At 57.6% G+C, this 26568-nt stretch carries 19 protein-coding genes; 6 read left to right on the top strand and 13 right to left on the bottom strand.

The window, feature by feature from the left end; genetic code table 11:
- Window positions 1-12: 12 nt before the first annotated feature.
- The 11 genes from JQR86_RS02425 to amaB form a co-directional block, all read right to left on the bottom strand.
- Window positions 13-945 carry a glycoside hydrolase family 5 protein gene (locus JQR86_RS02425; RefSeq protein WP_312271777.1) on the bottom strand — a complete coding sequence of 311 codons (933 nt, stop codon included), beginning with the start codon at window positions 943-945 and terminating at the stop codon, window positions 13-15.
- Between the two features lie 1034 nt (window positions 946-1979).
- Complete coding sequence (locus tag JQR86_RS02420; RefSeq protein WP_434154253.1) at window positions 1980-3725, bottom strand: glycoside hydrolase family 5 protein; 1746 nt, start codon at window positions 3723-3725, stop codon at window positions 1980-1982.
- An 811-nt stretch (window positions 3726-4536) separates the two neighbouring features.
- Entirely contained in the window at window positions 4537-5298 is a 762-nt protein-coding gene (locus tag JQR86_RS02415; RefSeq protein ID WP_122041551.1) for an SDR family oxidoreductase, read from the bottom strand.
- Window positions 5299-6032: 734 nt separating this feature from the next.
- Window positions 6033-6965, bottom strand: coding sequence for an ornithine cyclodeaminase family protein (locus JQR86_RS02410; protein WP_181123619.1), 933 nt, complete (start codon window positions 6963-6965; stop codon window positions 6033-6035).
- A gap of 90 nt (window positions 6966-7055) precedes the next feature.
- Window positions 7056-7772 (bottom strand): ABC transporter ATP-binding protein, encoded by a 717-nt coding sequence (locus JQR86_RS02405; protein ID WP_074821881.1) that lies wholly within the window; start codon window positions 7770-7772, stop codon window positions 7056-7058.
- The gene (locus tag JQR86_RS02400; protein ID WP_434154252.1) at window positions 7769-8644 is read right to left on the bottom strand and encodes an ATP-binding cassette domain-containing protein; all 876 of its coding nucleotides are present in this window, start codon (window positions 8642-8644) and stop codon (window positions 7769-7771) included. Before JQR86_RS02400 ends, JQR86_RS02405 begins: the two co-directional genes overlap by 4 nt.
- Window positions 8641-9918, bottom strand: coding sequence for a high-affinity branched-chain amino acid ABC transporter permease LivM (livM, locus tag JQR86_RS02395; RefSeq protein ID WP_010795893.1), 1278 nt, complete (start codon window positions 9916-9918; stop codon window positions 8641-8643). Before livM ends, JQR86_RS02400 begins: the two co-directional genes overlap by 4 nt.
- Window positions 9919-9922: 4 nt before the next feature.
- Window positions 9923-10837 (bottom strand): ABC transporter permease subunit, encoded by a 915-nt coding sequence (locus JQR86_RS02390; RefSeq protein ID WP_434154251.1) that lies wholly within the window; start codon window positions 10835-10837, stop codon window positions 9923-9925.
- Between the two features lie 99 nt (window positions 10838-10936).
- Window positions 10937-12058 carry a branched-chain amino acid ABC transporter substrate-binding protein gene (locus tag JQR86_RS02385; protein WP_010795895.1) on the bottom strand — a complete coding sequence of 374 codons (1122 nt, stop codon included), beginning with the start codon at window positions 12056-12058 and terminating at the stop codon, window positions 10937-10939.
- Between the two features lie 279 nt (window positions 12059-12337).
- Window positions 12338-13618, bottom strand: coding sequence for an L-pipecolate oxidase (amaA, locus tag JQR86_RS02380; protein ID WP_434154250.1), 1281 nt, complete (start codon window positions 13616-13618; stop codon window positions 12338-12340).
- A 179-nt stretch (window positions 13619-13797) separates the two neighbouring features.
- Window positions 13798-15288, bottom strand: a complete 1491-nt coding sequence (gene amaB / locus JQR86_RS02375; RefSeq protein ID WP_434154249.1) for an L-piperidine-6-carboxylate dehydrogenase — start codon at window positions 15286-15288, stop codon at window positions 13798-13800.
- A gap of 147 nt (window positions 15289-15435) precedes the next feature.
- Between amaB and JQR86_RS02370 the strand changes: the two genes are divergently transcribed.
- Complete coding sequence (locus JQR86_RS02370; protein WP_286787742.1) at window positions 15436-16335, top strand: LysR substrate-binding domain-containing protein; 900 nt, start codon at window positions 15436-15438, stop codon at window positions 16333-16335.
- A 16-nt stretch (window positions 16336-16351) separates the two neighbouring features.
- On the opposite strand, the gene JQR86_RS02365 is transcribed toward JQR86_RS02370, so the two are convergent.
- Window positions 16352-16711, bottom strand: a complete 360-nt coding sequence (locus tag JQR86_RS02365) for a DUF5064 family protein (RefSeq protein WP_289927115.1) — start codon at window positions 16709-16711, stop codon at window positions 16352-16354.
- A gap of 259 nt (window positions 16712-16970) precedes the next feature.
- Between JQR86_RS02365 and arcD the strand changes: the two genes are divergently transcribed.
- Genes arcD through arcC form a run of 4 tightly spaced genes read left to right on the top strand, consistent with a single transcriptional unit; the run spans window position 16971 to window position 21655 of the window.
- On the top strand, window positions 16971-18395 hold the full coding sequence (gene arcD / locus JQR86_RS02360) for an arginine-ornithine antiporter (protein ID WP_434154248.1): 1425 nt from the start codon (window positions 16971-16973) through the stop codon (window positions 18393-18395).
- A gap of 14 nt (window positions 18396-18409) precedes the next feature.
- A complete protein-coding gene (gene arcA, locus JQR86_RS02355) occupies window positions 18410-19666 on the top strand; it encodes an arginine deiminase (protein ID WP_434154246.1) in 1257 nt (418 codons plus the stop codon).
- Between the two features lie 37 nt (window positions 19667-19703).
- Window positions 19704-20714, top strand: coding sequence for an ornithine carbamoyltransferase (locus JQR86_RS02350; protein WP_010795902.1), 1011 nt, complete (start codon window positions 19704-19706; stop codon window positions 20712-20714).
- Window positions 20715-20725: 11 nt separating this feature from the next.
- Window positions 20726-21655 carry a carbamate kinase gene (arcC, locus tag JQR86_RS02345; RefSeq protein WP_434154244.1) on the top strand — a complete coding sequence of 310 codons (930 nt, stop codon included), beginning with the start codon at window positions 20726-20728 and terminating at the stop codon, window positions 21653-21655.
- A gap of 55 nt (window positions 21656-21710) precedes the next feature.
- Here the strand turns inward: arcC and putA are convergent, their stop codons facing one another.
- Window positions 21711-25688, bottom strand: a complete 3978-nt coding sequence (gene putA / locus JQR86_RS02340; protein ID WP_404628242.1) for a trifunctional transcriptional regulator/proline dehydrogenase/L-glutamate gamma-semialdehyde dehydrogenase — start codon at window positions 25686-25688, stop codon at window positions 21711-21713.
- 438 nt (window positions 25689-26126) lie between these two features.
- On the opposite strand from putA, the gene JQR86_RS02335 reads away from it, so the two are divergent.
- On the top strand, window positions 26127-26564 hold the full coding sequence (locus JQR86_RS02335; RefSeq protein ID WP_230382266.1) for a MarR family winged helix-turn-helix transcriptional regulator: 438 nt from the start codon (window positions 26127-26129) through the stop codon (window positions 26562-26564).
- Window positions 26565-26568 lie beyond the last annotated feature (4 nt).

Here is a 26568-nt window from a genome sequence, read left to right as displayed (position 1 = left end):
GTTGAAACAGTTTTACCGGCCCGGACCGATTGCGGTACAGCTGGTGTCGTTCAGATGCTTTCTCAACGTGGGCCACTGCGGGCGGCTTTGTCCGTTGATAGGCTCGACGGACAAACTGTAATTACCCCAACCCGGACCGGCGGCCCAGTAGGTAGCCGGTACGCAATGCTGCTTGAGGTAGGTCAGCATGTTGTCCATGACCACATTCCAGCGGGAATCGTTATCCGGTACGCCAAACTCTCCAATAAAGCCCTTCTTGTTGTTCTGCTTGAGCCACTCCACAAAGGGCTTCACCCGATTGACGCCAGCCTGGGCAGACAAACTGTCAGCGCTCAGCTGGGTGTAGGAACCACCGCCATCGGCGTCGAAATAGACGTGCGCCTCATAGATCAGCTTGTTGACAGGATCCTTCAAGTCCTTGAGAGAGTCGCTCCACACCGGCCACCGTTCGGCGCTGGCCCAGGCATTGCCTTCCACAAAGATCAGGTGAGCCTTGTCAGCCTGCCGGATCCCGTTGATGGCGTACTGCGCCGCTGTAGGCCAGTACGCCACGGCGCCATTGGGCTCATTCATGATGTCGTAGCCATAAATGGCCGGGTGGCTACCCCACTTCTGAGCGATCCGGTTCCAGACATTCTCGAAGCGATAATACGGTACGCTGCTCGTACCGATGATATGGCCGCGATAGCGCGCATAATTATGCAGATCCAGAATGACCCGGATGTTGTATTTGTGGGCATAGTCCAGTGAACGGGAAATCAGTGATGCGTAGGTCTGATCGAGGGAATATCCCAGCCCCGGCTGAAGCCGCTCCCACAGAACGGGAAAGCGGACCAGCCTGATTCCTCTTGCACTCCAGTTCTTGAAGGTCTCTTCCTTGGCAAAGATATAGTTCTTCTCGTTAATACCCGGCAACACCGTACCTGCAAACTCGGCACCTGCCATATTAAGTCCAACGAGATTAACCTGCTCGGCCTGTACTGTTGTACTTCCCAGAGCCAGTAACGCACATATTGAAAGTGCCTTAGATACGCCTCGCGTTATACCAAAATGTTGGGTTACAGATAAAAAACTCATATTCACCAAATTGCCAGTAACTTTTTTACGCGCGAACAATGCCCTGACTCAAAAGAGCCATATAAAAAAGTCCCAATTGACCGGCTATATTATTTTAGCCGACGGTTATTTCATCCTTACGATGAACTTCCCGACCTCAACCCTGAGTGATGGAAGTATTTGCCAGCTAATCATCGAGCTAGCGACAACAATGAACGGCCTAAAAAGCCGCCATTGAGGGCATGCGTATCGGTGAACAGGCATTGCCCGCACAGTCGAAACGCAACTATTTGCCAATACCAGGAATGGCGAATAATGAACGGGGGTATGAAAACGCCCGCCGAGAGGTATCGCATGGCATCGAAAACGCAGGACATTCAGTGCCTGCCAAGCCTTTTACAGCACGTTGGCTGACCCGATAAATACCTTGCGCAGGCCAATATCGATACAGGGACCGGTCCTGGGAAAACCCAGCCAGCATGCGGCCTTTAGCCATCATCCGGGTCGTGTTAACCGGGGGGACGCAACCATAAGCGTTTGCGCTGTGATCAGGGCGACCGCTCGTCGAGAGAAGGGAAATTTATCTACTGGATCAAGGATTTAGATCTGAACCCAAAAGGGCCCGACAGCAAAAAGCCCGGACCAGTAGGCCGGGCTTATGCACTTGTAACCGTATCGACTGTTAAAACGGACCGTACGATGTACAGCTAGCGGTGTTAGTGTACTTTTCAGCGTCCCCAACCCGGGCTGGCTGCCCAATAAGTGGCTGGAACGCAATTCTGCTTCAAATAGGCCAGCATGTTATCCAAGAACAATTTGCCCTAAGGCATCGCCTTACCAACGTAAGGAAAACGCCTGGGATGAAGAGTCGGACTTAATAAAAACGGGGACTTAAACATCCCCGTTCTGTGTTTCCGGATCGGTTACTGGCTAACTACCGTCAGCGCGTTTGGATAACCAACGGCGGAACCGTTGAGAAGCGTCGGGGTGTCCAGGAAAACACTCATGTTGCTACCCACCATCTGAACTGACTTGATCTTGTAGACCTGCCCATTGGCCAACCGTACCGAAGCACCGGTCTTGAAGGCTGACGTGTTGGCTGTCGTTGCCGGAAGCGAAATCGCAGCCGCCTTGCGCATGACACCGTTCAGCCAATCAGTATTGGTGAAATTGTTCATCGTACTGGTCGCAACAACGGCCGGAGCGGTTGGCGCAGGCGTCGGTGCGGGTGCAGTCGGGGCTGGCGTCGGCGCAGGGGTAGTCGCCCCCGTACCTGCCGCGTCCGCCACGGTCAGCTTGTTCGGATAACCCACAACGGCGCCATCCAGTGCCGAGCTGTTTACCCAGACGCTCATGTTGCTACCCACTACCTGAACGGACGAGATTTTGGTTACGAGGCCATTCGCCAGACGTACCGAAGTACCTACCTTGAATGCTGCCGTGTTGCCTGATGTCGCCGCTACGGAGAAGCCTGCTGCCTTTCTGTATACACCGTTGAGCCAGTCTGCATTGGTGAAGTTGTTGATAGCGCTCGAATAGCCTGTACTGGTTGAAGGCACGGTGGGTGTCGGAGCCGGAGTAGGCGTCGTCGCAACCGGTGCCGTGAACGGGCCAATCGCTGTACAGGTAGTGTTATCGATGTACTTCTTCAGGGTCGGCCACTGAGGACGATCCTGCCCGTTGATCGGCTCGACCGACAGGAAGTAGCTGCCCCAGCCTGGACCTGCAGCCCAGTACGTAGCAGGAATACAGTTCTGCTTCAGGTAGGCCAGCATGTTGTCCATGAGCAGATTCCAGCGCGGATTGTTATCCGGTACACCGAATTCGCCGATCATGCCCCTCTTGCCATTTTTCTTCAGCCACTCCACGAACGGCTTCACACGCTCGACGCCGTAGTTGGCGTCCAGCTTGTTCACGTCGATGGCGGTGTAGTTACCACCGGCATCCTCGTCAAAATACGAATGCGCCTGGAAGATCAGGTTGTTGGACGGATCCTTCAGGTTCAGCAGGGAATCGTTCCACCATGGCCAACGGGTCGCTTCGGACCAGCCGTTACCTTCGATCATGATCGGCTTGACCTTGTCCACCGAACGAACGCCATTGATGCCGTACTGAGCCATGATGGGCCACTGGGTCATCGAATCATGCGGCTCGTTCATGATGTCATAGGCATACAGGGACGGCTGGCCGCTCCAGCGCTGGGCGATCAGGGTCATGATCTGCTGGTAGTGGTTGTAGCTCACGTTACCCGTACCAATGATGGTGCCGCGATACATGGTGTAGTTATGCAGGTCCAGGATGATCTTCATACCGTATTTGTTGGCATAGCCGAACGTACGGTCGATCAGCGCGGTATAGGTATGGTCCAGTGCGCCACCCAGGGTCGGCTGCAGGCGCTCCCAGATGATGGGAAAGCGGATCAGCTTGATACCCTTGGCGTTCCACTGCTGGAAATAGGATTCAACCGGGAAAATGTAGTTGGTACCGTCGATACCTGGCAATACCTGGGCAGCAAAACCTGCACCTGACAGGTTTAAACCTACCAGATCAACCTGTTCTGCATGTACAGCAGGGCTGGTCAAGGCTACGGCAGCAGCCAACGGAAGAACTTTCTTAAAAAAACGGGTGGAACTGATTTTATTTAAAACAAAAGAAGCAGAAGTTTTCATCTATTCACCAAACTGCTAGTGTTTTTTAGCACGAGCGTTCCATAGCCCATTATTGAAGGGCTGGCGCAACAGTCGCGTTTCACGTTGAGTTGTATCTAGGCCGAGCCAATAAGTGGCACGGGATTAACTTCATCCTTACGAATGAACTTCCCTGCACTCAACCCTGAGCTATGGAAAGTATTTGCCGGTCAAAACCAGCAGCAACAATAAACAGCGTATTAACCGTTATTGTCGGGCATTGCACTCTTATGAACTTTCTACAAGATGCAAAAAGTTCAGTCGGCAATGAAATGCCAATACCAGGAATGGCGATGAAAACATTCTTCTTTAAGCTAATTAACTGTGCCTTACTAATAACTCTTAAACTTAATAAGACTTCAAAAGTTGAATGTTCCCGGTGACCCTAACGCGGCGTCACGTCAGTACTTATTCAAGGGGCGTGCCAATTACCAAGAAACAGGCCAGCCAAAGCGATGACCGTTCGTCGCCCGTTTAATTGAGCGCCTCAAGGAAGGGGTTTAGCGAGGAGATGGGAGAAAAGAAGATAACCGGTTACTAAGGCCATTGAGCCGCAACCCATGATGGCATTATGGTTATTCCTGACGCCATTACTGCGTCATCATTCTGGCATTCTGCTCCTATGTGTCAGAATGCTGACTCCTTGCCAGCATGAGACGAAAAGCTCTTCCAAGAAGACCTTGAGCGTATAAGCTCTCAAGCATGGGACACGCCAATAAGCGGCGCTATATCGTTTCAGCTGTATCGACAGCTACCGTAGACGGCAGAGACATACTCTGCCGTCATTATGCTGTCACTCGCTTCGATGAATATTGAACCCGTTCCAGGCTTGGCAGGTCGCCATAAGCTCGATCCGATTGATATTGACATGCTTGGGCTGGTTCAAAGCCCAATGGATCGACTCGGCGATATCATCCGGTGTCAGCGGGTCAGTTCCGGCATATACGGCGTCGGCCTTGCTCTTGTCGCCACCAAAGCGCACCACGGAGAACTCAGTCTCGGAAAGCCCCGGCTCGATGTTGGTCACACGGACGCCTGTGCCCTGCAGATCGCAGCGCAGGTTCAAGGTAAACTGTTTGACGAACGCCTTGGTAGCGCCATAGACATGGCTACCCGGGTACGGCCAGTTACCGGCAACCGAGCCCAGATTGACGATGCCAGCGCCCGCACCGTAAGCAATCAGTCTGGGTAATAACAAGCGCGTGCAATACAGGACACCCTTGATATTGGTATCGACCATGGTGTCCCAATCATCCAGATCGCACTGCTGAGCAGGTGTAGTACCTAAGGCCAGCCCCGCATTGTTGACCAGACCACGCAGGGTCGAAAACTCTTCAGGCAACCCGTTGACTGCCGCCTCGACAGCTGCACGATCCCGAACGTCCAGCACAATCGGATGCACCTTGGTGTGCGCAGAAAGCTCTTCTGCTAACGCGCTCAGGCGATCCTCGCGACGGCCAGTAATGATCAGGGACCACCCATCCTTGGCAAAGCGGCGCGCAGTAGCCGCGCCAAAGCCGGATGTTGCGCCGGTAATGAACAAAGTCGAAGTCATCGATGCAGCTCCTTGAGGTCGAAAGGAAATACCCGGAGAGTAACGCACTCTTTGTCGCTTGAGGCGGTACAGTTATAGCGAAACAGCTCTAAAATCAGCTATTGGCATCCTGGTTGTTTTTTGATCGACCTCTCAAGAGCCAGACAGTATAAGGGCTGTGTACAACCATTCAGATGTTATTCACAGGCTTACTCGCGTTAACCGTGCATAACGTTGAACCCAGCGATTTCTGCATGAAAAACCTGGCGTAGCGACCCTAGGAGCGTGGATAAACGGACGTACTCCAGCGTTGATCATTTTTTGAGCATGCCTCTAGAGAGACGGTGGTACATGGCGTCTGGCCATGTACCCCAAGGTTATACACAACCTTGCTCGCCGAAAACGTGTATAAAACCAGCATCCTGCATTTGAAAATAACCGCTCATTTTTTAACCAATTCTCGCTAGGCCTTGCCACATGCGGCTTGCGTGGAGTCTTCCAAGTGTTATCAACAGGCTTGCTCATATTATTAGTGGGTATGTTGATAACTATCTGAGGTTGGTTACTACTACCCTCTGTACGATTGATCAAAAAGTAACCATCTATCTGTAAGCCTTATATTTTAAGGGCAGCAGACAGGTATCCTAGGGTTATCCACAAGGTGCTCCACGTGTAACGTGGGTAAGTCAGGACCTTGGCCCAATAGAGCAGACTTTAACTGCTAAAACATGGCGCTAAAGGGTGTTGTTCACAGGTCACATGTTATGCAGTAGGTACTGCGCAGCTAGCAGATCTTCTACCGCATAGCCTACGGATTTGAACAAGGTAATTTCCTGGTCATCGCTGCGTACGCCATCCCCCTGCAGAACGTGCCTCAATTCTGTGTTGAGATCGCTTTCCTGGATCACGCCATCACCAAGCGCGAACAGTAAATCGCCTGCCTCCTCCAAAGCACCCTCGCGGGTATCCACTACGATGCGTGCCCGCGCAACGGCTGCTGAATCGGTCTCACGCATAGAGGGAAGAAAGGCACCGACCAGGTCCAGGTGGCAACCGGGGGTGAGCCACTCGCCCAACACCAGCGGCTCTCGAGAGGTGGTAACACACGTAACCACATCGGCATGCCCTACGCTCTGCGCCAGGTTATCGCTTGCTGAAACCGGATAGCCCTCCCCCTGCAGGCGCTCAGCAAGGGCTTTGGCCTTGCTGTAATCACGCCCCCAGATTTCGATCCGGCTGTAATCACGCACAGCCGTATGGGCACGCACCATGTGGGCAGCTAGCGTTCCCGTACCTACGATGGTCAGGCTCAACGCATCCCGCCGGGCCAGATAGTCAGCCGCCAACGCTGACGTGCAGGCGGTACGCCGAGCTGTCAGTTCCGAGGCTTCCATCAAGGCAAGGGGCTGGCCTGTCACATCATCAAACAAGGCAAACACTGCCGCAACCGAAGGCAGATCGCGTTGGCTATTTTCCGGAAACACAGTCACCAGCTTGACGCCAATGCCCTGCCCTTTCTGCCAGACCGGCATGTTCAACAGCGATGCCTGTCCCTCGGGTAGCGCGTAAGCCTGCCGGTTGGGTGCAGTGCCAGGGTGGGCCAAGCCACTGCGAAGCGCATCGATCAGCCCGGCATAATCCAGAACAGCGGCCACCTCAGCATTGGTGAAAAAGCGGATGGATGACATGGGAACTCCCCTGTTGGAAACACATACTCGACGGCACGCGGCAACGGCCTGCGTCAGTACCATGGAGCCTGACGCAGGCTGAACGGCGGCTTAATGGCCGCCCAGGTAGGCTTCGCGCACCTGAGGATCAGCCAGCAGTTCCTGGCCGCTGCCCGTCATGCGGATCTCTCCCGTCACCATGACATAAGCCCGGTTCGATAACCGGAGCGCATGGTTGGCATTCTGCTCGACCAGAAAGATCGTCATGCCGGACTGCGCAAGCTCACGCAGGATCTGGAAGATCTGCTTCACCACGATAGGCGCAAGTCCCAGGCTTGGTTCATCAAGCAGCAGGAGCTTGGGTCGGCTCATGAGGGCCCGGGCGATGGCCAGCATCTGCTGCTCGCCCCCAGACATGGTCATGGCCCGCTGGTTACGCCGCTCCTTGAGGCGCGGAAACAGCTCGAACATACGCTGCATGTCCTCGTCCACATGCTTGGTACCGATGGGGATGGTGCCCATCAGCAGGTTCTCTTCCACACTCATGTCAGGAAAGACATGTCGCCCTTCCGGTGATTGCGCGATACCGTTGGAAGCAACGAAATGGGCGCTTTTCTGGGTAATTTCCTCGCCTCGGTAGATGATCTGTCCGTTACGCGCCCGCGGCTGTCCAAAGATGGACATGAGCAAGGTGGATTTGCCCGCCCCGTTGGCACCGATCAGGCTGACCGTCTCGCCCTCATTGATGTGCAGGGAGACGCCCTTGAGCGCCTGGATCGGCCCATAAAATACGTCGACGTTTTTGAATTCCAGCAAGGGTGTAGTCATGCCACCTCCTCCTCATCCGCGCCCAGGTAGGCGGCAATGACCTTCGGATTGTTCTTGATCTCGTCCGGCAGACCCTGGGCGATCACGTTACCGTGATCGAGCACGACGATATGGTCGGAGATGCTCATGACCATGCCCATGTCGTGCTCGATCAAGAGCACAGTGATCCTGTGCTCGTCACGCAGGTGCCTGATGATGGCTGACAGTGACTCGGTTTCTGCGGGGTTGAGGCCGGCAGCGGGCTCGTCCAGGCAGATCAGCTCCGGCCGGGTGCACATAGCGCGGGCGATCTCCAGACGGCGCTGCTGACCGTAGGACATTTCCCCAGCAAGGCGGTTGGCGCACTCGGTCAGCCCCACCACCTCCAGCCAGTAAAAGGCTACATCGAGTGCCTTTTCCTCTGCCCGACGAAAACCCGGCGTATTGAAGACGCCCGCCAGCAGGTTGCGGTTGATCCACATGTGCTGGGCTACCAGCAGATTCTCGACCACGGACATTTCCTTGAACAGGCGAATATTCTGGAACGTCCGTGCAAGGCCGGCACGGTTCACCAGGTGCGTCCCGCCAAACATCTTGTACCAGAGGCGACTGCCGAACTGGGCAGGGTTGACGAAATCGGTGGGCTGAAACGGCTCCCCCATGATTCTGCCCACGTCCGTTTCGCGCCCGTCAGCGTTGCTTAACACGATACGGCCATCGGTGGCCTTGTAGAATCCGGTCAGGCAGTTGAAGACTGTAGTTTTGCCCGCCCCGTTGGGACCGATTAGGGCAGTAATGGAATGGCGGCGAATGCTGAAGGCCACATCGGAAAGCGCCTTGATCCCGCCGAAACGCATGCCCAATCCGTCAACGGTAAGAATGTTGTCGCTCATGGCGCTACTCCCTTGCGAATCGCGAATCCACTGCGGCTGATGCGGATCAACCCGCGTGGGCGCCACATCATCATCACGACCATCAACACACCAAACACGAGCATGCGGATGTCGCCGAACTCACGCAGCACCTCGAACAGCAGCGTCATGACAAAGGCCGAAATGACCACCCCGACGGTCGAGCCAAGCCCGCCGAGCACCACAATGGCCAGCACCAGAACGGACTCGAAAAAGTTGAATGACGCCGGATTGATAAACCCTTGGTAGGTAGCGAAAAACACCCCAGCAATCCCGGCCGTGGACGCACCGATCATGAAGGCGGAAAGCTTGACCAGAACATGGTTAAGGCCCATGGCGCGGCAGGCGATTTCGTCCTCGCGCAGCGCTTCCCAGGCGCGGCCAATGGGCATGCGGGTAAGACGATGCTTGATGTAAAGCACCAGTAGCACGATGAGAAACAGCACGCTGTAGATGAAAATCATCGTGGCGTTGGGGTTGTAGGAGATGCCCAGCAGCTCATGGAGAGGCACGCCACCTTCCTTGGCCCGCCGACCGAACTCAATACCAAAGAATGTCGGCGACGGTGCCGAAATTCCATTAGGGCCGTTGGTGAACTCCAGCCAGTTGTTGAGCACCAGACGGATGATTTCACCAAAGCCCAGGGTCACGATGGCGAGGTAGTCGCCGTGCATCCTGAGCACCGGAAAGCCAAGAATTGCCCCGGCCACCGCAGCCATGACTGCAGCAAGGGGAATCATCGTCCAGAAGCCCAACCCCAGGTATTGGTAACCCAGCGCCAGCCCATAGGCACCGATGGCATAAAAACCGACATAGCCCAGGTCCAGAAGACCGGCGAGCCCGACCACGATGTTCAGCCCCAGGCCAAGCAGCACGTAGATCATGCATAGGATGACCACGGTCAGCCAGTACTTGGTGGCCAGGAAGGGAAAGATCAGCGCGACCAGAATCACGATAGGCAGGATGTACCGCAGATTCGACTTGTGTCCGGGCGGCAGCACATGCACGCCTCCGTCGTTGCGCTTGAACGACTCGATCCAGGTACGTCCCCTGGACGTCTGGCCGAACAGGCTGAGCAGAAAACGCCCCGCCATCACCACCGCCACCATGATGCCGACGCGCTGAGGCTCCAGATTGAATCCATAACCGTCGAGCACAATACCTACGATGGGCCCGAACAGGATGAGCGAGACCAGCCCGACCATGAAGGTATCACGCAGGATGACCTTGAAATCGAAGGAAGAAGTCTGGGTCATAACATCACACCTTTACCACGTGCGGCTTTCCAAGCAGCCCCTGGGGCCGGAAGATCAGAATCAGCACCAGCAGTGAGAAGCTGAAGACATCCTTGTAGTCGCTGTTCACAAGACCCGCGAATTGCGCCTCCGACACGCCCAGAATGATGCCGCCCAGCATGGCGCCCGGCAACGAGCCGATGCCGCCTAACACTGCCGCAGTAAACGCCTTGATACCAATAATGAAGCCGGCATAGAAGTCGAACGTGCCGTAGTTCATGGTAATCAGTACACCGGCCAACGCCGCCATCGCAGCACCGATGATGAACACGTACGAGATCACCCGGTCGGTGTTGATGCCCAGAATCTGCGCCATCTTGCGATCCTGCTGGGTCGCGCGACACATGCGGCCCAATGTGGTCTTCTGGATCACATAGGTCAAAAGGCCCATGCCCACAATGGACGCGACGATGATGAAGATCTTGGTGTAAGTGATGATGACGAAGCCTTCACCAATATGCAGGCGCAGCGCCCCATCGAGCAGCGTTGGTACCCCTTGTTGGCGAGCCCCTTGGGCCAGCTGCACATAGTTTTGCAAGATCAGCGACATGCCGATGGCCGAGATCAGCGGCGCAAGGCGGGTGGAGTTACGCAGCGGTTTGTAGGCGATTCGTTCGATTGCCCAACCATAAAGGCTGGTCACCACTACACAGAAGATAAGCGTGCCCAGGATCAGCACAGGAAAGGAATGCAGGCCGAAAAAGCTCAACAGGGCAATACCGATGGCTGCCAGATAGGCAGACACCATGTACACATCGCCGTGAGCGAAGTTGATCATGCCAATGATGCCGTACACCATCGTGTAACCGATGGCGATCAGCCCGTATACCGAGCCCAGGGTCAGGCCGTTGATGAGTTGTTGCAGGAAGATACCGTCCACGATGTCATTCTCGCGCAAGCGGTTGAGTAAAGACGCGCCAGGACATCACCTCCGGCTTGGTCAGCCGGAGGTGAAAGACGCATGAACGCAGAAAGGGAATCAGGGCAACTGGTTGTATTTGCCTTTATCGTCCCACTCGTACATTACGTAGTCGGAGACTTTGAGGTCGCCCTTGCCATCCCAGGACTTTTCACCCAGAACGGTAGGAACGGTATGGCTCTTGAGCCATTCGGAGGCGGCTTCGCCATCCGTGCTGCCGGCGCCCTTGAAGGCAGCCGCCACGGCTTGCAAAGAGGCATAGGAATACAGCGTGTAGCCTTCCGGCTCATAACCCGAGGCGCGCAGCTTATCGACTACGCTTTTACCGGCCGGGCTTTTCAGCGGATCGGCACCAAAGGTCATCAACACCCCCTTGGTATATTGCGGACCACCGGCGGTCGTTACCATGTCAGCCGAGACGATGCCATCACCTGAAACAAATTTGGCGTTTACGCCCTGCTCTCGCATCTGGCGGACCAGCGGGCCGGCTTCGGGGTGCAGACCGCCAAAGTAGACGACCTCGGCCCCAGAGGAGCGAATCTTGGTTACCAGGGAGTTGAAGTCCTTCTCACCGCGCGTCAGGCCTTCATAAAGCACTTCCTTCACGCCGCGCTTGGCCAGCTGAGCTTTCATGGCATCTGCCAGGCCCTGGCCATAAGCATCCTTGTCATGGATAACGGCCACTTTTTTTGCCTTTAGCGTATCCACAATGTAGTTGGCTGCCACGACTCCCTGCTGGTCATCACGGCCACACATACGGAATACGCCTGCCAGACCGCGCTCGGTGATCTGTGGATTGGTTGATCCAGGCGTGATGGAGATTATTCCTGCCTCATCGTAAATCTCTGACGCTGGCAACGTATTGGAGGAGCAGAAGTGGCCGATCACCGCCTTGACTCCCTCGGAATCGACCAAACGGTTAGCCACCGCTACCGCTTGTTTGGGCTCACAGGCATCGTCGCCCTGTACCAGTTTGATCTTTTCACCATTGATACCACCCGTGGCGTTAATGTCCTCAGCCGCCAGTGTTGCACCTTTCCAGAACTGCTCTCCGTAAGCGGCGTTAGCGCCAGTAAAGGGACCTGCAACACCGATGATGATATCGGCCTGAGCCAAAGCGGAAAACGAAAGAGCTGAGCCAATTGCGAGAGCCAGAATGCCTTTTCTGTAAATCGTCGACATGGGAGGTTTGCTCCAGAGGGTTATGTTGGCCCTCTCCAGACAGCAATCCACATGCCAGCGCTCTGATATCGTTAAAAATCTTCAAAATCATAGATTTTTGTGAAAAATCAGAGGATTTTGCAAGAAATCGGCGAAATGCTCCGCCAGCCTGCGACTAAAGCAGCGCTTGCCTATGTGTAAGGTCACTCACGAAACATCGTTCAGGACAGCGAAACGGCCTAGATGCACTGTCCTGATCTTGTCATCCTCACCTCTTGCACCAATAAGTAACACTACGAGTTACACCACAATTCGCAAACACTGCCCCGCGTGGTAAAGACTAAAACCTGCTTCGTAGAGCGGGCTTCGCCATTGCCCTACCGGGTTGTGATCCCAGGGGACAAAGGGCATCGGTAGCACTTCGCTGTCACCGCTGCACAAGTAATGGGCAAAGGCCTTGCCTACAACGGTACCGGTCGTTACACCGCGCCCGTTATAACCGGTCATGGCGAGCAAACCGGGTGCCGGTTCGAACAGGCGCATCAGATGATCAGGCGTAAACGCGATGCATCCTGTCCAGGTGCATTCCCACTCGACCTTTCCAAGCGCAGGGAAATAATGCTGCTGAATGCGATCAGCCCAGGCCTCGATGAACCAGCCCGGACGGCTCGCCATATTGCCCAGGCTGCCTAGCAGCAAGCGTCCCGCTGCATCGCGCCGGATACTGCTGAGCACCGTGCGGGTATCCCAGGAGCCCTGCGCGCCGGGCAGGATAAAATCGGCTTCAGGCCCCAGCGGCCTGGAGGCGACCTGATAGTAATACCCCGGAAAGAATTGATTGCGCAGGGTAGTCCACTCGCCTTCGGTATAGGCGTTGGAAGCGATAAGCACCTGCTCGGCCAGCACGGCCCCCTGCCTCGTCACGACGCACCACTGTGAGCCCTGACGCTCAAGGCGAGTAACCGGTGACTGCTGATGGAGCTGAACGCCCTGCGCTAATGCCGCGCGGGCCAGCCCAAGGCTGTAGCCCATCGGGTTGATCGTGCCGGCACGGCGATCCAGCAGCGCGCCGGAGACATGGGCGGTGCCACAGGCCTCGATGCAGGCAGTACCGGTCAGCAATTCAACCGGTGCGCCTCGCCGTTGCCACTGCTCGGCGCGGCGTTGCAGGTCAGCAAGGCCCTTGCCGTTATGCGCCATGTGCAGTGTGCCCCGGTGCTGCGCCTGGCAATCGATGCCGTGGCGCTCGATCAGGGAGAAGACCTCATAGGGTGCGTTCCCCATGACCTTGAGCAGCTTTTCCCCTACCGCGGGCCCAAGCGTAGCGACCGCCTCGTCCGGCGGAATCCACATACCGGCATTGACCAGCCCGACGTTACGGCCGGAACCGCCATGCCCCACTTCATAGGCTTCCACCACCACCACACGCCTGCCCTGCTCCGCCAGATGCAGGGCCGCCGAAAGCCCCGTAATGCCTGCACCGATGATGCAGACATCAGCCCTGGATTCGCCTTTCAAGGGTGGTGCATTGAGGGTATTAGGTGACAGGGTTTCCCACAGACATTGCTGGCGGAGCGGCATAGGTATTCCTTCACACAATGACGATATGAACCGTTAACCTTGAGGGTGAGGGTTTCGATAGATATCGTCAGGGCCCAACCCATCCTACGAGACCGTACCGGCAGTCCCGCATCAACACCCTACAAAACTACCCGGTAGGGTAGATTGAGCGCAGCGATACCCATCACTTAAATCCCACCTCAATCAAACACGATCCCTTGCGCCAATGGCAGCTCGCGGGAGTAGTTCACCGTGTTGGTCTGGCGACGCATGTAGCTCTTCCAGGCATCGGAGCCGGACTCGCGGCCGCCGCCGGTTTCCTTCTCTCCGCCAAAGGCCCCTCCAATCTCGGCGCCGCTCGGGCCGATATTCACGTTGGCGATGCCGCAATCACTGCCCACCGCAGACAGGAAAGACTCGGCCTCGCGAATGTCCGTCGTGAAGATGCAGGACGACAAGCCTTGTGGCACCGCATTATTCATGGCGATGGCCTCGTTGAATTCACGGTAAGTCATCACGTACAGGATCGGTGCAAAGGTTTCAGTCTGAACCGACTCACTCTGCTCGGGCATCTCGACGATAGCCGGAGAGACGTAATAACCGTTCGGGTACTGATCCGCCAACTGACGCTCGCCACCAAAGACCACACCGCCCTCACCCTTGGCCTGCTCCAGGATGCCCTGCATGGCCTGAAAGCTCTGTGCATCGATCAGCGGGCCGACCAAGTTACCCTCTAGCGGATGGCCAATGCGTACCTTGGCATAAGCAGATTTCAAGCGAGTCACCAGCTCATTTTTGATCGACTCATGGGCAATCAGGCGGCGCAGTGTGGTGCACCGTTGACCGGCCGTACCCACAGCGCTGAACAGGATGGCGCGAACTGCCATGTCCAGATCGGCACTGGGCCCAACGATCATGGCATTGTTGCCGCCCAGCTCCAGCAGCGAACGGCCAAAGCGAGCCGCTACACGCGGCCCCACTTCACGGCCCATACGGGTGCTGCCGGTGGCGCTGACCAAGGCCACGCGTGGATCATCCACCAGCGCTTCACCGCTGGCTCGGTCCCCTACGATGACCTGGCTCAGGTAGTCCGGTGCATCGCCAAAGGCTTTGACGGCGCGTTCAAACAGCGCCTGACAGGCCAATGCCGTCAGCGGCGTTTTTTCCGAAGGCTTCCATACCACGGAGTTACCGCAGACGATGGCCAGGGCGGTGTTCCATGACCAGACCGCCACCGGAAAATTGAACGCACTGATCACGCCCACGACGCCCAGCGGGTGCCAAGTTTCACGCATGTGGTGACCGGGACGCTCAGAGGCGATCGTCAGACCATACAGCTGGCGGGACAGGCCGACGGCGAAGTCGCAGATATCGATCATTTCCTGTACTTCACCCAGCCCCTCCTGAGTGATCTTGCCCGCTTCCCAGGACACCAGCTCGCCCAGGTCGGCCTTGTGCTTGCGCAGCTCTTCGCCCAGCAGGCGGACCAGCTCACCACGACGTGGCGCCGGTACGGCGCGCCAGGCCTGGAAAGCCTTGTCGGCCCGGGTGATCTTTTGCTCCACCTCGGCGGCGCTTTCCAGCGTGACAGCGCCAAGCTGGCTGCCGTCGATAGGTGTGAACACGGCATGGTTGCCGTTCTGGTAAAGGCTTGGGTCAACGCCGAGACGGCTGAGCAATGCATCAATCATGGCTGGCTCCTTAAGTCATTATGGGTTCAGTATTAGCCGGGAAGCGGCTGCTCAACAAACGACCTTTGCTCGGTTTATCATTCCTTTTTTTCATGAACGTTCTGCACGCAGCCTTAAACCTGCGCGCCGACTCAGGTTGGAGCTGTCATGTCCCGTCGCCACATACCCTCGATCACCGCCATGCAATGTTTCGAGGCCGTGGCACGGCACCTGAGCTTTACCCGTGCCGCCGAGGAGCTAAGCCTGACCCAGAGCGCGGTGAGCAAGCAGGTGGCTCAGCTCGAAGAACAGCTGGGCCATCCGCTTTTTCGACGCGTACGCCAGCGGTTGCAGATGACTCCAGCCGGCTCGCTGTACCTGTCTGAAGTCAGCAAGATTCTCACGCAGATCGAGATGTCGACCCATTACATGCGCTCCTATGGAGGTGAAACCGAGGTGCTGCGTGTAGCAACGCCTCCGACCTTTGGCGAGCGCTGGCTAATCCCACGCCTCAAGGGCTGGCGGCTACAGCATCCGATGATCCACCTGGACGTGCGTCATGAAGTCAAGAATATGGATGTCAACGAGCCGGCCTGTGACGTGGCACTGTTCGCCGGCCAGGGACGCTGGCCCGGTGCTGAATGTATTCCGTTGATGACTGAGGACATGGTGCCGGTCTGCGCACCTGGTCTCTGGCCCGAAGGGCACCTGAGCGATCCGACGCAGCTGGCCGATTACATTTTGCTCCAGAATGCAGCTCGCCCCGAGGCGTGGCACGAATGGTTCCAGAGCCAGGGCCTTCACACTGAACACAGCTACCACGGGCCGCGCTTCGACACCTTTACCATGTGCATCCGCGCGGCGCAGGTAGGCTGCGGTGTCGCCCTGGTGCCACGCTTTCTGATCGACGAGGAGCTGGCCGAGGGTAAGCTGGTCATTGCCTGGCCGCACAGCATGACCAGCCCACATACGTATTATCTCGGCTATCCCGAGCATGCAGCGGAAGTCCCCAAGATCCGAAAGTTCGTCGCCTGGATACGCGAGCGGATCGATACGCCTATCGTATGAATGATAGCGCCACCCATCATCCCCGGCTCAAAAACCACTCCAGGTCCACCGGGTCGCCCGGCTTGAGCTGCAGGCGCTGACGCAGATCGTCGAACAACGGATCGTAGTCGTGATGCCAGGAAAAGACGCAGGCCGTACGCGGCGCCAGTCCATAGCCCCGCAGGCGGCGGCTGATCACTGACAGAAAATTGCAGGCCACATCGCGGCGCAACTCGAACGTTTCGCGGACGGTCTGCTCACCTACTGTACCGTTGAGGTCGAACCTTACGACCTGTTCGCGCGACGGAGGCGTCACCTCATAGGTCAGGCTCAGGCGAAAGGCTGGCTGTTGCGGGTTACCCAGCCGCTGCACGTCAAGACGACCCGGCTCGTACATGATTTTCACTCCTCCCGCCGCTTGGCAGATTGCGTTCACATCAGACCGTTTGGCGGTCTTCTGGCTAGCGTAATGGATCTGCACGGCCAAAATATGCGCCGCAGAGCACTTCATTGCTTCAGGTCAATCCACAACGATCTATTGAGGCATTGATCTCCAATAGCGCGTGTTCAAACAATCGTTCGTCTCCTTGATCCAGGTCATTAGCCATTTTTCCTGCAGGTTCCTAATAGGCTCAAACCCGTAAGGAAATGCCGTCATGACCACAGCACAAACACAAAAGTTAAGGCTGGGCGCGCTGACTGCCCTCGTCGTGGGATCGATGATCGGGGGCGGCATTTTTTCACTGCCGCAAAACATGGCCCAAAGTGCCGGCGCGGGCGCCGTACTGATCGGCTGGGCCATTACCGCTGTCGGCATGCTGACCCTGGCCTTCGTTTTCCAGACCCTCGCCAACCGCAAGCCCGAACTGGATGCCGGTGTCTACGCCTACGCCAAGGCAGGGTTCGGTGACTACATGGGCTTCTCCTCCGCCTGGGGTTACTGGATTAGCGCCTGGCTCGGCAATGTCAGTTACTTCGTGCTCCTGTTCAGTACGCTGGGCCTTTTCGTTCCGGCGTTTGGCGAGGGCAACACGCCGCTGGCCATCCTGTGTGCCTCGGCCGTCCTGTGGGGTGTACATTTCCTGGTCCTGCGCGGCGTACATGAAGCCGCCTTCATCAACCTCGTTACCACGATCGCCAAGATCGTTCCGCTGGTAATGTTCATCGTGCTTGCGGGCGTAGCGTTCCGCCTGGATATCTTCACGGCTGATTTCTGGGGCACACCGGATTCAGGCAGCGTCATGAACCAGGTGCGCAACATGATGCTGGTGACTGTGTGGGTCTTCATCGGGATCGAAGGCGCCAGCGTGTATTCCGCACGTGCCGAGAAACGCCGTGATGTGGGCAAGGCGACCGTGATCGGCTTTCTTGGCACGCTGCTGCTGCTCGTGCTGGTCAACGTCCTGTCGCTGGGCGTCATGAACCAACCGGAACTGGCCGGACTCAAGAACCCCTCCATGGCAGGCGTACTGGAGCATATCGTCGGTCATTGGGGTGCGGTATTGATCAGCGTAGGGCTGGTGATCTCGTTGGCCGGGGCCTTGCTCTCCTGGACATTGCTCTGCGCCGAGATTCTCTATGCCGCCGCCCGCGACAACACCATGCCGCGTTTCCTGCGCAAGGAGAACGCCAACCATGCGCCCAGCAATGCACTGTGGCTGTCCAATGGGCTGATTCAGCTGTTCCTGGTGATCACCCTGTTTGCCGCCAGCACTTACACCAGCCTGCTGTACTTGGCCACTTCCATGATTCTGGTGCCGTACTTCTGGTCGGCGGCCTATGCCCTGCTGATCGGCGTACGAGGCGAGTCCTACGAGGCTGCCTCCCGTGAACGCAGCAAGGATCTGATCATTGCCGTCATTGCCACCCTCTACAGCGCCTGGCTGCTCTATGCCGGCGGCATGAAATACCTGCTGCTTTCCGCCCTGCTCTATGCCCCTGGCGCAATCCTGTTCGCCAAAGCCAAACACGAGCTGGGCCAGCCCGTTTTCACCGCTGTTGAAAAACTGATCTTCGCCGCCGTCGTGCTGGGCGCTGCCATAGCAGCCTACGGTCTGTACGCCGGCTTCCTGACCCTGTGACAAGGAGAACAGACATGACCGTTAACTCGACCCCGCTCGGCGTGCATTCGGAAGTCGGCAAACTGCGCAAAGTACTGGTCTGCTCGCCCGGACTGGCCCATCAGCGCCTGACCCCCAGCAATTGTGACGACCTGCTGTTCGACGATGTGATCTGGGTAAATCAGGCCAAGCGCGATCACTTCGACTTTGTCACCAAGATGCGTGAGCGCGGGGTGGAAGTGCTGGAGATGCACAACCTGCTCACCGAGACCGTGAAGAATCCCGAAGCGCTGAAATGGATTCTGGACCGCAAGATCGTACCCAATCAGGTCGGCATAGGCTTGGTCAACGAAACCCGCGCCTGGCTCGAAAGCCAAGAGCCCCGCCATTTGGCTGAGTTCCTGATTGGTGGCGTGTCCGGCTCGGACCTTCCCGACACCAGCGGCAGTGAGATGGTCAAGATGTTCCGGGATTACCTGGGCCACTCCAGTTTTGTATTACCACCCCTGCCCAACACCCAGTTCACCCGTGATACCACCTGCTGGATCTACGGCGGCGTCACGCTGAATCCGATGTTCTGGCCAGCCCGTCGCCAGGAAACACTGCTGACAGCGGCCATCTACAAGTTCGCCCCGGAATTCGCCGATCAGCACTTCGACATCTGGTATGGAGACCCGGATGTGGACCACGGCCTTGCCACCCTGGAAGGCGGCGACGTCATGCCTATTGGCAAAGGCATATTGCTGATCGGCATGGGCGAGCGCACCTCACGGCAAGCCATTGGCCAACTGGCGCAAAACCTGTTCAAGGCGGGCGCAGTGGAGCGGATCATCGTGGCCGGCCTACCCAAATCCCGTGCGGCCATGCACCTGGATACCGTGTTCAGCTTTTGCGACCGCGATCTGGTCACTGTCTACCCGGAAGTCGCTAATGCCATCGTGCCGTTCAGCCTGAGGCCGGATGAAAGCAAGCCGGGCGGTATCGACATCCGCCGCGAACCCAAACCCTTCCTCGACACCGTGGCTGAAGCGCTGGGCCTCAAGGCGTTGCGCGTCGTGCTGACCGGTGGTGACAGCTACGAAGCTGAACGCGAGCAATGGGATGACGGCAACAACGTGGTCACCCTGGAACCCGGCGTTGTGGTCGGCTATGACCGCAATACTTACACCAATACCCAGCTACGCAAGGCGGGGGTTGAAGTCATCACTATCAGCGCCAGTGAGCTTGGCCGGGGCCGGGGCGGTGGCCACTGCATGACCTGTCCGATCGTACGTGACCCTGTCGATTACTAGTCCTACCCGCCCCTACCGGAACCTCAGGAGAACTCACATGGCTTTCAACATTCGCAACCGCAACCTGCTCAGCCTGGCCCACCATACTCCGCGGGAGATCCGCTACCTGCTGGACCTCGCCCGCGACCTCAAGCGCGCCAAGTACACCGGCAACGAGCAGCAGCACCTCAAGGGCAACAACATTGCCCTTATCTTCGAAAAGACCTCGACCCGCACCCGCTGCGCCTTCGAAGTAGCCGCCCATGACCAGGGCGCGCACGTCACCTACATCGACCCGACCTCCTCCCAGATCGGCCACAAGGAGACCATGAAGGACACCGCCCGAGTGCTTGGCCGCATGTATGACGCCATTGAGTACCGCGGCTTCAGCCAGGAGACGGTGGAAGAGCTGGCCAAATACGCAGGCGTGCCGGTGTACAACGGCCTGACCGATGAGTACCACCCCACCCAGATGCTGGCCGACGTGCTGACCATGCAGGAAAACAGCGACAAACCGCTGCATGACATCAGCTACGCCTACCTGGGCGATGCACGCAACAACATGGGCAACTCACTGCTACTGATTGGCTGCAAGCTGGGCATGGACGTACGCATCGGCGCGCCAAAGGCGTTGTGGCCACACGAAGACTGGATCAAGGAGTGCAAGGCCATCGCCGAGGAGACTGGCGCACGCGTTACATTAACTGAAGACCCCAGGGAAGCGGTTCAGGGCGTCGACTTTGTGCATACCGATGTCTGGGTGTCCATGGGCGAACCCGTGGAAGCCTGGGGTGAGCGCATTCAGCTGCTCCTGCCTTACCAGGTCAACAGCGAGCTGATGAAGGCGACCGGCAGTCCACGGACCAAGTTCATGCATTGCCTGCCTGCGTTCCATAATGCTGAAACCAAGGTTGGCAAGCAGATTGCCGAAAAATACCCGCACCTTGCCAATGGTATCGAAGTGACCGATGACGTATTCGAGTCACCCGCCTCCATTGTGTTCGAACAGGCGGAAAACCGGATGCATACCATCAAGGCCGTTCTGGTCGCTACTCTCGCTGACCTGTAAGGAGTCGTACCATGCGTATCGTCGTCGCTCTGGGGGGTAATGCCCTGCTTCGTCGAGGCGACCCCCTTACCGCTGAGAACCAGCGGGAGAACGTCAGGATCGCCACCGGGCAACTGGCTAAGATCGTGGACGGCAACGAGCTGGTCATTGCTCATGGCAATGGCCCCCAGGTCGGGCTGTTGGCCCTGCAGGGTGCAGCCTATACGGATGTAAGCCCCTACCCCTTGGATGTGCTGGGCGCCCAGACCGAAGGCTCCATTGGCTACATGATCGAGCAGGAGCTGGGCAACCTGCTTCCGTATGAGGTGCCGTTCGCCACGCTGTTGACCCAGGTGGAGGTAGATGCTGCCGATCCGGCGTTTCAGCACCCCACCAAACCTATCGGCCCGGTCTATAGTCGGGAGCAGGCCGAACAGCTCAAGGCGGAAAAGGGTTGGGCCATTGCCGCAGATGGCGACAAATTCCGCCGCGTGGTAGCCAGCCCCCAACCCAAACGCATTTTCGAGATTCGCCCGATTAAGTGGCTCCTGGAAAAAGGCACCATTGTCATCTGCGCAGGCGGCGGCGGGATTCCCACCTGCTATGACCACCACGGACGCCTGAAAGGTATCGAGGCGGTCATCGACAAGGATCTCTGCTCATCCCTGCTGGCGCAGGAGCTGGACGCGGACCTGCTAGTGATTGCCACTGACGTGGACGCAGCCTATATCGAATGGGGCAAGCCCGACCAGAAAGCGATTGCCCAAGCCCACCCCGAGGCCTTGGAAGCGCTCGGGTTTGCGGCAGGCTCCATGGGACCCAAGGTCCAGGCGGCCTGCGAGTTTGCCCGTAAGACCGGAAAGACGGCTGTCATCGGCTCGCTGTCGGATATCGAAGCCATCACACAGGGTCGCGCCGGAACACGGGTCACAATGGAGGCGGAGGGCATCCTGTATCGATAAACCCTGCAGAAACGAAAAGGCCCGGATCAACCGGGCCTTTTCATGAGCGGAGCACTCAGCTGATGGTCATCAGGCTGGCGTTACCGCCGGCTGCTGCGGTGTTGACGCTTACCGCGCGTTCGATAAGCAGACGCTCCAGCGGAATCGCGGTTTCGCCCTGGGACAATCCCTGAACGCCCACGATCGGACCGCTACGCTGGGCTGCCTGCTGGCAGACCTGACGCAGCTGATCGGAGTCACCGTGATGCAGGATGGCATCGAAGTGTTCCTCGTCCTTGGTCCAGTCGGATGTCGTCTGGATACGAGCCTGAACAGCCTTGGGCAAACGACCACGCAACGCATGGGACAGATCGTTCTGCACCCACAGCGCGGTGCTGCCGACTGCCAGTACCGCTGCCAGCTGGGCCATCAGATCCGTCTCGTCATCCGCCAGACAGAGCACCCGCTCACGTGGCAGCAGGCTGTAGGTGTTGCGCTCACCCGTCGGACCGGCCAGCAGGCGAGTCACACCGCTGACGGTCTGCCTGGCGAATGCCTGGCACAGCTCGGCCAAATCGGTGTTGTTCTGCTCGCTTGCCCACTTCTGCAATGCTTCGAGCGGCTTGCCCTGACGCTGTTCCATTTGGGTACGCAGGGTCAGGTCAGATGGACTTTCCTGATCGTCACGGGCAAATGCCTGGGCCACTCCGTCTACCGGACGGGTAGACAGGAGGCGGTACAGGTACACCGGACCACCGGCCTTCGGACCTGTACCGGACAAGCCTTCGCCACCGAAAGGCTGCACGCCGACCACTGCGCCTACCATGTTGCGGTTGACGTAGAGGTTGCCCGCCTGGGCCTTTTCCACAACCTGGGCAATGGTTTCGTCGATGCGGGTATGCACACCCAGCGTCAGACCATAACCCGTAGCGTTGATCTGATCCATCAGGCGGTTCAGGTCCTGACGGGCATAACGCACCACGTGCAGCACCGGACCGAAGATTTCACGCTCCAGCTCGTCCAAGCTTTCCAGCTCGATCAGCGTTGGCATTACAAAGGTGCCGCGATGGGTCGCGCCATCGTTGTTGCGTGCAATCTGATAAACCGTACGGCCTTTGGCGCGCATGCCCTGGATGTGCTTGTCGATGTTGGCCTTGGCTTCGGCATCGATCACCGGGCCGATGTCTACCGGCAGGTTATCCGGATTGCCGATGCGGCATTCAGCCATCGCGCCCTTGAGCATTTCAAGAATGCGATCCGCCACGTCTTCCTGCACACACAGGACGCGCAAGGCGGAGCAGCGCTGACCGGCGCTGTCGAACGCTGATGCCACGACGTCGGTTACCACCTGCTCGGCCAGTGCCGAGGAATCCACGATCATTGCGTTCTGGCCACCGGTTTCGGCGATCAGCGGAATCGGACGGCCATGGGCATCCAGGCGACCGGCAATGTTACGGGAAATAATGTTGGCGACTTCGGTCGAACCGGTGAACATCACGCCTTTCACACGCTCATCGCTGACCAGTGCCGAACCTACGGTATGGCCCTGGCCTGGCAGCAATTGCACCACGCCTTCCGGCACACCGGCTTCCAGCAGCAGGCGAACGGCCTGAGCCGCGATCAGTGGCGTCTGCTCGGCAGGCTTGGCCAGAACGGTATTACCCGCCGCCAGCGCAGCCGCGACCTGACCGGTAAAGATCGCCAGCGGGAAGTTCCACGGGCTGATGCAGACCACCGGACCCAGCGGACGGTGAGTGTCATTGGCGAAATCACGACGCACCTGGGCGGCGTAATACCGCAGGAAGTCAACCGCCTCACGCACTTCGGCAATGGCGTTGGCAAAGGTCTTGCCGGCTTCACGAACCAGCAGGCCCATGAGTGGCTGAATTTGCGCTTCCATCAGGTTGGCCGCGGTTTCAAGCACGGCGGCACGCTGGTCCGGCGGCGTGGACTGCCAGATCGGTGCAGCGGTCAATGCACTGTTCAGCGCATTGTCCACGTCCTGGACGCTGGCGTTCTGCACATAACCCACCACATCACGGTGATCGGCCGGATTCTGGATGGCCTGGGGAATGCCTACTTCAGCCGGGCAGCCCAGCATGGGCGCTGCACGCCATTCGGTGTTGTTACTATGTAACAACGCACCTGACAACGAGCCCAGTCGATGCTCATTGGCCAAGTCAATACCGCTGGAATTCAAGCGGCCTTCGCCATACAGCTGGCTGGGCAGCGGAATGCGTGGATGTGGCAGGCCTAATTTGCCCTCTTGTGCTGCGATCTGCTCGATCGTCACGACCGGATCGGCCACCAGCTCTTTCAGGGAGATGGAGTGGTCGGCAATACGGTTGACGAACGAGGTGTTCGCGCCGTTTTCCAGCAGGCGACGCACGAGGTACGCCAGCAGGGTTTCATGCGTTCCCACCGGTGCATAGATACGGCACGGGCGGTTCAGCTTGCCATCGGCCACCTTGCCGACGACCTGTTCGTATAGCGGCTCGCCCATGCCGTGCAGGCACTGGAACTCGTACTGACCAGGATAGTAGTTCTGACCTGCTATCTGGTAGATCGCCGCCAGGGTGTGGGCATTGTGGGTAGCAAACTGCGGGTAGATCGCTTCCGGCACGGCCAGCAGCTTACGCGCACACGCCATGTAGGACACATCGGTATACACCTTGCGGGTGTAAACCGGATAACCTTCCAGACCTTCAACCTGGGCACGCTTGATCTCGCTGTCCCAGTACGCGCCCTTCACCAGACGGATCATCAGACGGTGACGGCTGCGGCGCGCCAGATCGATCACATAATCGATCACGAACGGACAACGCTTCTGGTAGGCCTGGATGACAAAACCAATCCCGTTCCAGCCAGCCAGGCTGGACTCGAAACACAGGCGCTCCAGCAGATCGAGGGAAATTTCCAGGCGATCGGCTTCTTCGGCATCGATGTTGATACCGATGTCGTACTGCTTAGCCAGCAGGGTCAGATTCAGCAGGCGCGGGTACAGCTCGTCCATGACGCGCTCGTACTGCGCACGGCTGTAGCGCGGATGCAGGGCGGACAGCTTGATGGAGATGCCCGGGCCCTCATAGATGCCACGGCCATGGGAGGCTTTGCCGATGGAGTGAATGGCCTGCTCGTAGGACGCCAGATAACGCTGGGCATCCTCCTCGGTCAGGGCCGCTTCACCCAGCATGTCGTAGGAGTAGCGGAAGCCCTTGGCTTCAAGCGCGCTGGCATTGGCCAGGGCTTCGGCAATGGTTTCGCCGGTGACGAACTGCTCGCCCATCAGGCGCATCGCCATGTCCACACCCTTGCGGATGACCGGCTCGCCGCTCTTGCCGATGAGGCGATTGAGCGAGCTGGAAAGACCCGCCTCGTTGTGGGTGGAGACCAGCTTGCCCGTCAGCAGCAGACCCCAGGTCGCTGCGTTGACGAATAGTGACGGGCTGTTGCCCAGGTGTGGCTGCCAGTTGCCCTTGCTGATCTTGTCGCGGATCAGGGCATCACGGGTGCCCTTGTCCGGGATACGCAGCAGCGCTTCGGCCAGACACATCAGCGCCACGCCTTCCTGGGAAGACAGAGAGAATTCGCGCAGCAGGCTCTGGACCATGCCGGAGCGGCCACCAGCGCCCTTCTGGTTACGTAGCTTTTCAGCGATGCTGTAGGCCAGCTTGTACGCGGCATCGGCAGTAGTTGCGGGGAGACGCGCCTGCTCAAGCAGCATGGGCACCATCTCTTCTTCCGGACGGCGATAGGCGGCCGTCACGGCAGAGCGCAGTGCAGACTGCGGCAGAATGCTTTCGGCAAATTCAAGGAATGGCTGATAGACCGGATCAGCCAGGGCTTCTACTACTTCGTTGTCACCTTCGCCCAGTCGTGCCGCAATATTCTGCAACTCGTCGACACTTACACCTTTTTCCAATGTTTCCAGGTACGTGTAGATTGCCTGTTTGATCAACCAATGGGGTGTACGGTCGATAAGGCGAGCGGCCTCTTTCAAACGTTCACGGGTGGCTTCGTCGAGTTTCACGCCTAGCGTAGTAGTAGTTGCCATTGAACAGCCTTTTTTAATTGGAAGTGCTACACGGTGGCGGCAAGCATAGAGGCTAGCTCTGCATGGTGCAACCAGGTGCAACCTAGGAAACCGACAAAGGCGCAACCGTCTGTCTCTTGACCGCCGGAAGACGCCGCCTCATCTCGTTAGAACCTGTCTACATCAAGGCTTCAAGCCTGCCAGTACAAAATAGCTTGCTCACTCTTGCGTTATGTTGATTTGCCGCTTTTATGCTGAGCCAGACGAGCCGCAAAGGCCGGGTTGCACCTAAGCCTGCTTTGACATTCTGGAAAGCACTGGTGGTAGCGACAATACCCCTACGATGTATAAGAAAATACGTGACTTGTATATTGTCTGCCCGCATTATTCGATGATCATGACGAAACCGTTTCTCATTCAATGAATAAAAAACAGCAGGTTGCAGTCGATACGACCGATATGGAAGAAAGCAGCGAAATCAACTCGCCATTTCTGGACGAGGTGATCGGCTATGCCCTGCGTCGGGCTCAGCTGAAAGTCTTCCAGCATCTGATCAATGAGCTGGAAGCCTATGATCTTCGCCCCGCCCAGTTCACCGCCCTTACGCTGATCGAGCAGAACCCGGGCCTCATGCAGGCCGAGCTGGCGCGTGCATTGGCCATCGAGCCACCGCAGATGGTTATCATGCTGAACAAGCTGGAAGCGCTGGGCCTTGCGCTACGTATACGCTGCAAGGCCGACAAGCGCTCCTATGGCATCTTTCTGAGCAAAACCGGCGAGACCCTGCTCAAGCAGCTCAAGGAAGTGGCTATCCGCAGTGATAACGAGGCCACCGCCGCCCTGAGTACCGAGGAGCGGCAGCAACTGCTGCACTTGTTGCACAAGGTCTACCGGTAGCCCG

Source organism: Pseudomonas sp. JZ134 (genome assembly GCF_051027695.1).
Taxonomy (GTDB): Bacteria; Pseudomonadota; Gammaproteobacteria; order Pseudomonadales; family Pseudomonadaceae; genus Chryseomonas; species Chryseomonas luteola.
The sequence above is the reverse complement of the archived record's forward strand: the minus strand, read 5'-3'. Positions and strand labels throughout refer to the sequence as shown.

Bases quoted from the DNA above. Each gene is read 5' to 3' on its own strand.
- arcC (WP_434154244.1), top strand. From the start codon at position 20,726: ATGCGTATCGTCGTCGCTCTGGGGGGTAATGCCCTGCTTCGTCGAGGC.
- amaA (WP_434154250.1), bottom strand. From the start codon at position 13,618: ATGCCGCTCCGCCAGCAATGTCTGTGGGAAACCCTGTCACCTAATACC.
- JQR86_RS02350 (WP_010795902.1), top strand. From the start codon at position 19,704: ATGGCTTTCAACATTCGCAACCGCAACCTGCTCAGCCTGGCCCACCAT.
- livM (WP_010795893.1), bottom strand. From the start codon at position 9,918: ATGACCCAGACTTCTTCCTTCGATTTCAAGGTCATCCTGCGTGATACC.
- amaB (WP_434154249.1), bottom strand. From the start codon at position 15,288: ATGATTGATGCATTGCTCAGCCGTCTCGGCGTTGACCCAAGCCTTTAC.
- JQR86_RS02385 (WP_010795895.1), bottom strand. From the start codon at position 12,058: ATGTCGACGATTTACAGAAAAGGCATTCTGGCTCTCGCAATTGGCTCA.
- putA (WP_404628242.1), bottom strand. From the start codon at position 25,688: ATGGCAACTACTACTACGCTAGGCGTGAAACTCGACGAAGCCACCCGT.
- arcD (WP_434154248.1), top strand. From the start codon at position 16,971: ATGACCACAGCACAAACACAAAAGTTAAGGCTGGGCGCGCTGACTGCC.
- JQR86_RS02410 (WP_181123619.1), bottom strand. From the start codon at position 6,965: ATGTCATCCATCCGCTTTTTCACCAATGCTGAGGTGGCCGCTGTTCTG.
- JQR86_RS02335 (WP_230382266.1), top strand. From the start codon at position 26,127: ATGGAAGAAAGCAGCGAAATCAACTCGCCATTTCTGGACGAGGTGATC.
- JQR86_RS02420 (WP_434154253.1), bottom strand. From the start codon at position 3,725: ATGAAAACTTCTGCTTCTTTTGTTTTAAATAAAATCAGTTCCACCCGT.
- JQR86_RS02370 (WP_286787742.1), top strand. From the start codon at position 15,436: ATGTCCCGTCGCCACATACCCTCGATCACCGCCATGCAATGTTTCGAG.
- JQR86_RS02365 (WP_289927115.1), bottom strand. From the start codon at position 16,711: ATGTACGAGCCGGGTCGTCTTGACGTGCAGCGGCTGGGTAACCCGCAA.
- arcA (WP_434154246.1), top strand. From the start codon at position 18,410: ATGACCGTTAACTCGACCCCGCTCGGCGTGCATTCGGAAGTCGGCAAA.
- JQR86_RS02425 (WP_312271777.1), bottom strand. From the start codon at position 945: ATGGCAGGTGCCGAGTTTGCAGGTACGGTGTTGCCGGGTATTAACGAG.
- JQR86_RS02415 (WP_122041551.1), bottom strand. From the start codon at position 5,298: ATGACTTCGACTTTGTTCATTACCGGCGCAACATCCGGCTTTGGCGCG.
- JQR86_RS02405 (WP_074821881.1), bottom strand. From the start codon at position 7,772: ATGACTACACCCTTGCTGGAATTCAAAAACGTCGACGTATTTTATGGG.
- JQR86_RS02400 (WP_434154252.1), bottom strand. From the start codon at position 8,644: ATGAGCGACAACATTCTTACCGTTGACGGATTGGGCATGCGTTTCGGC.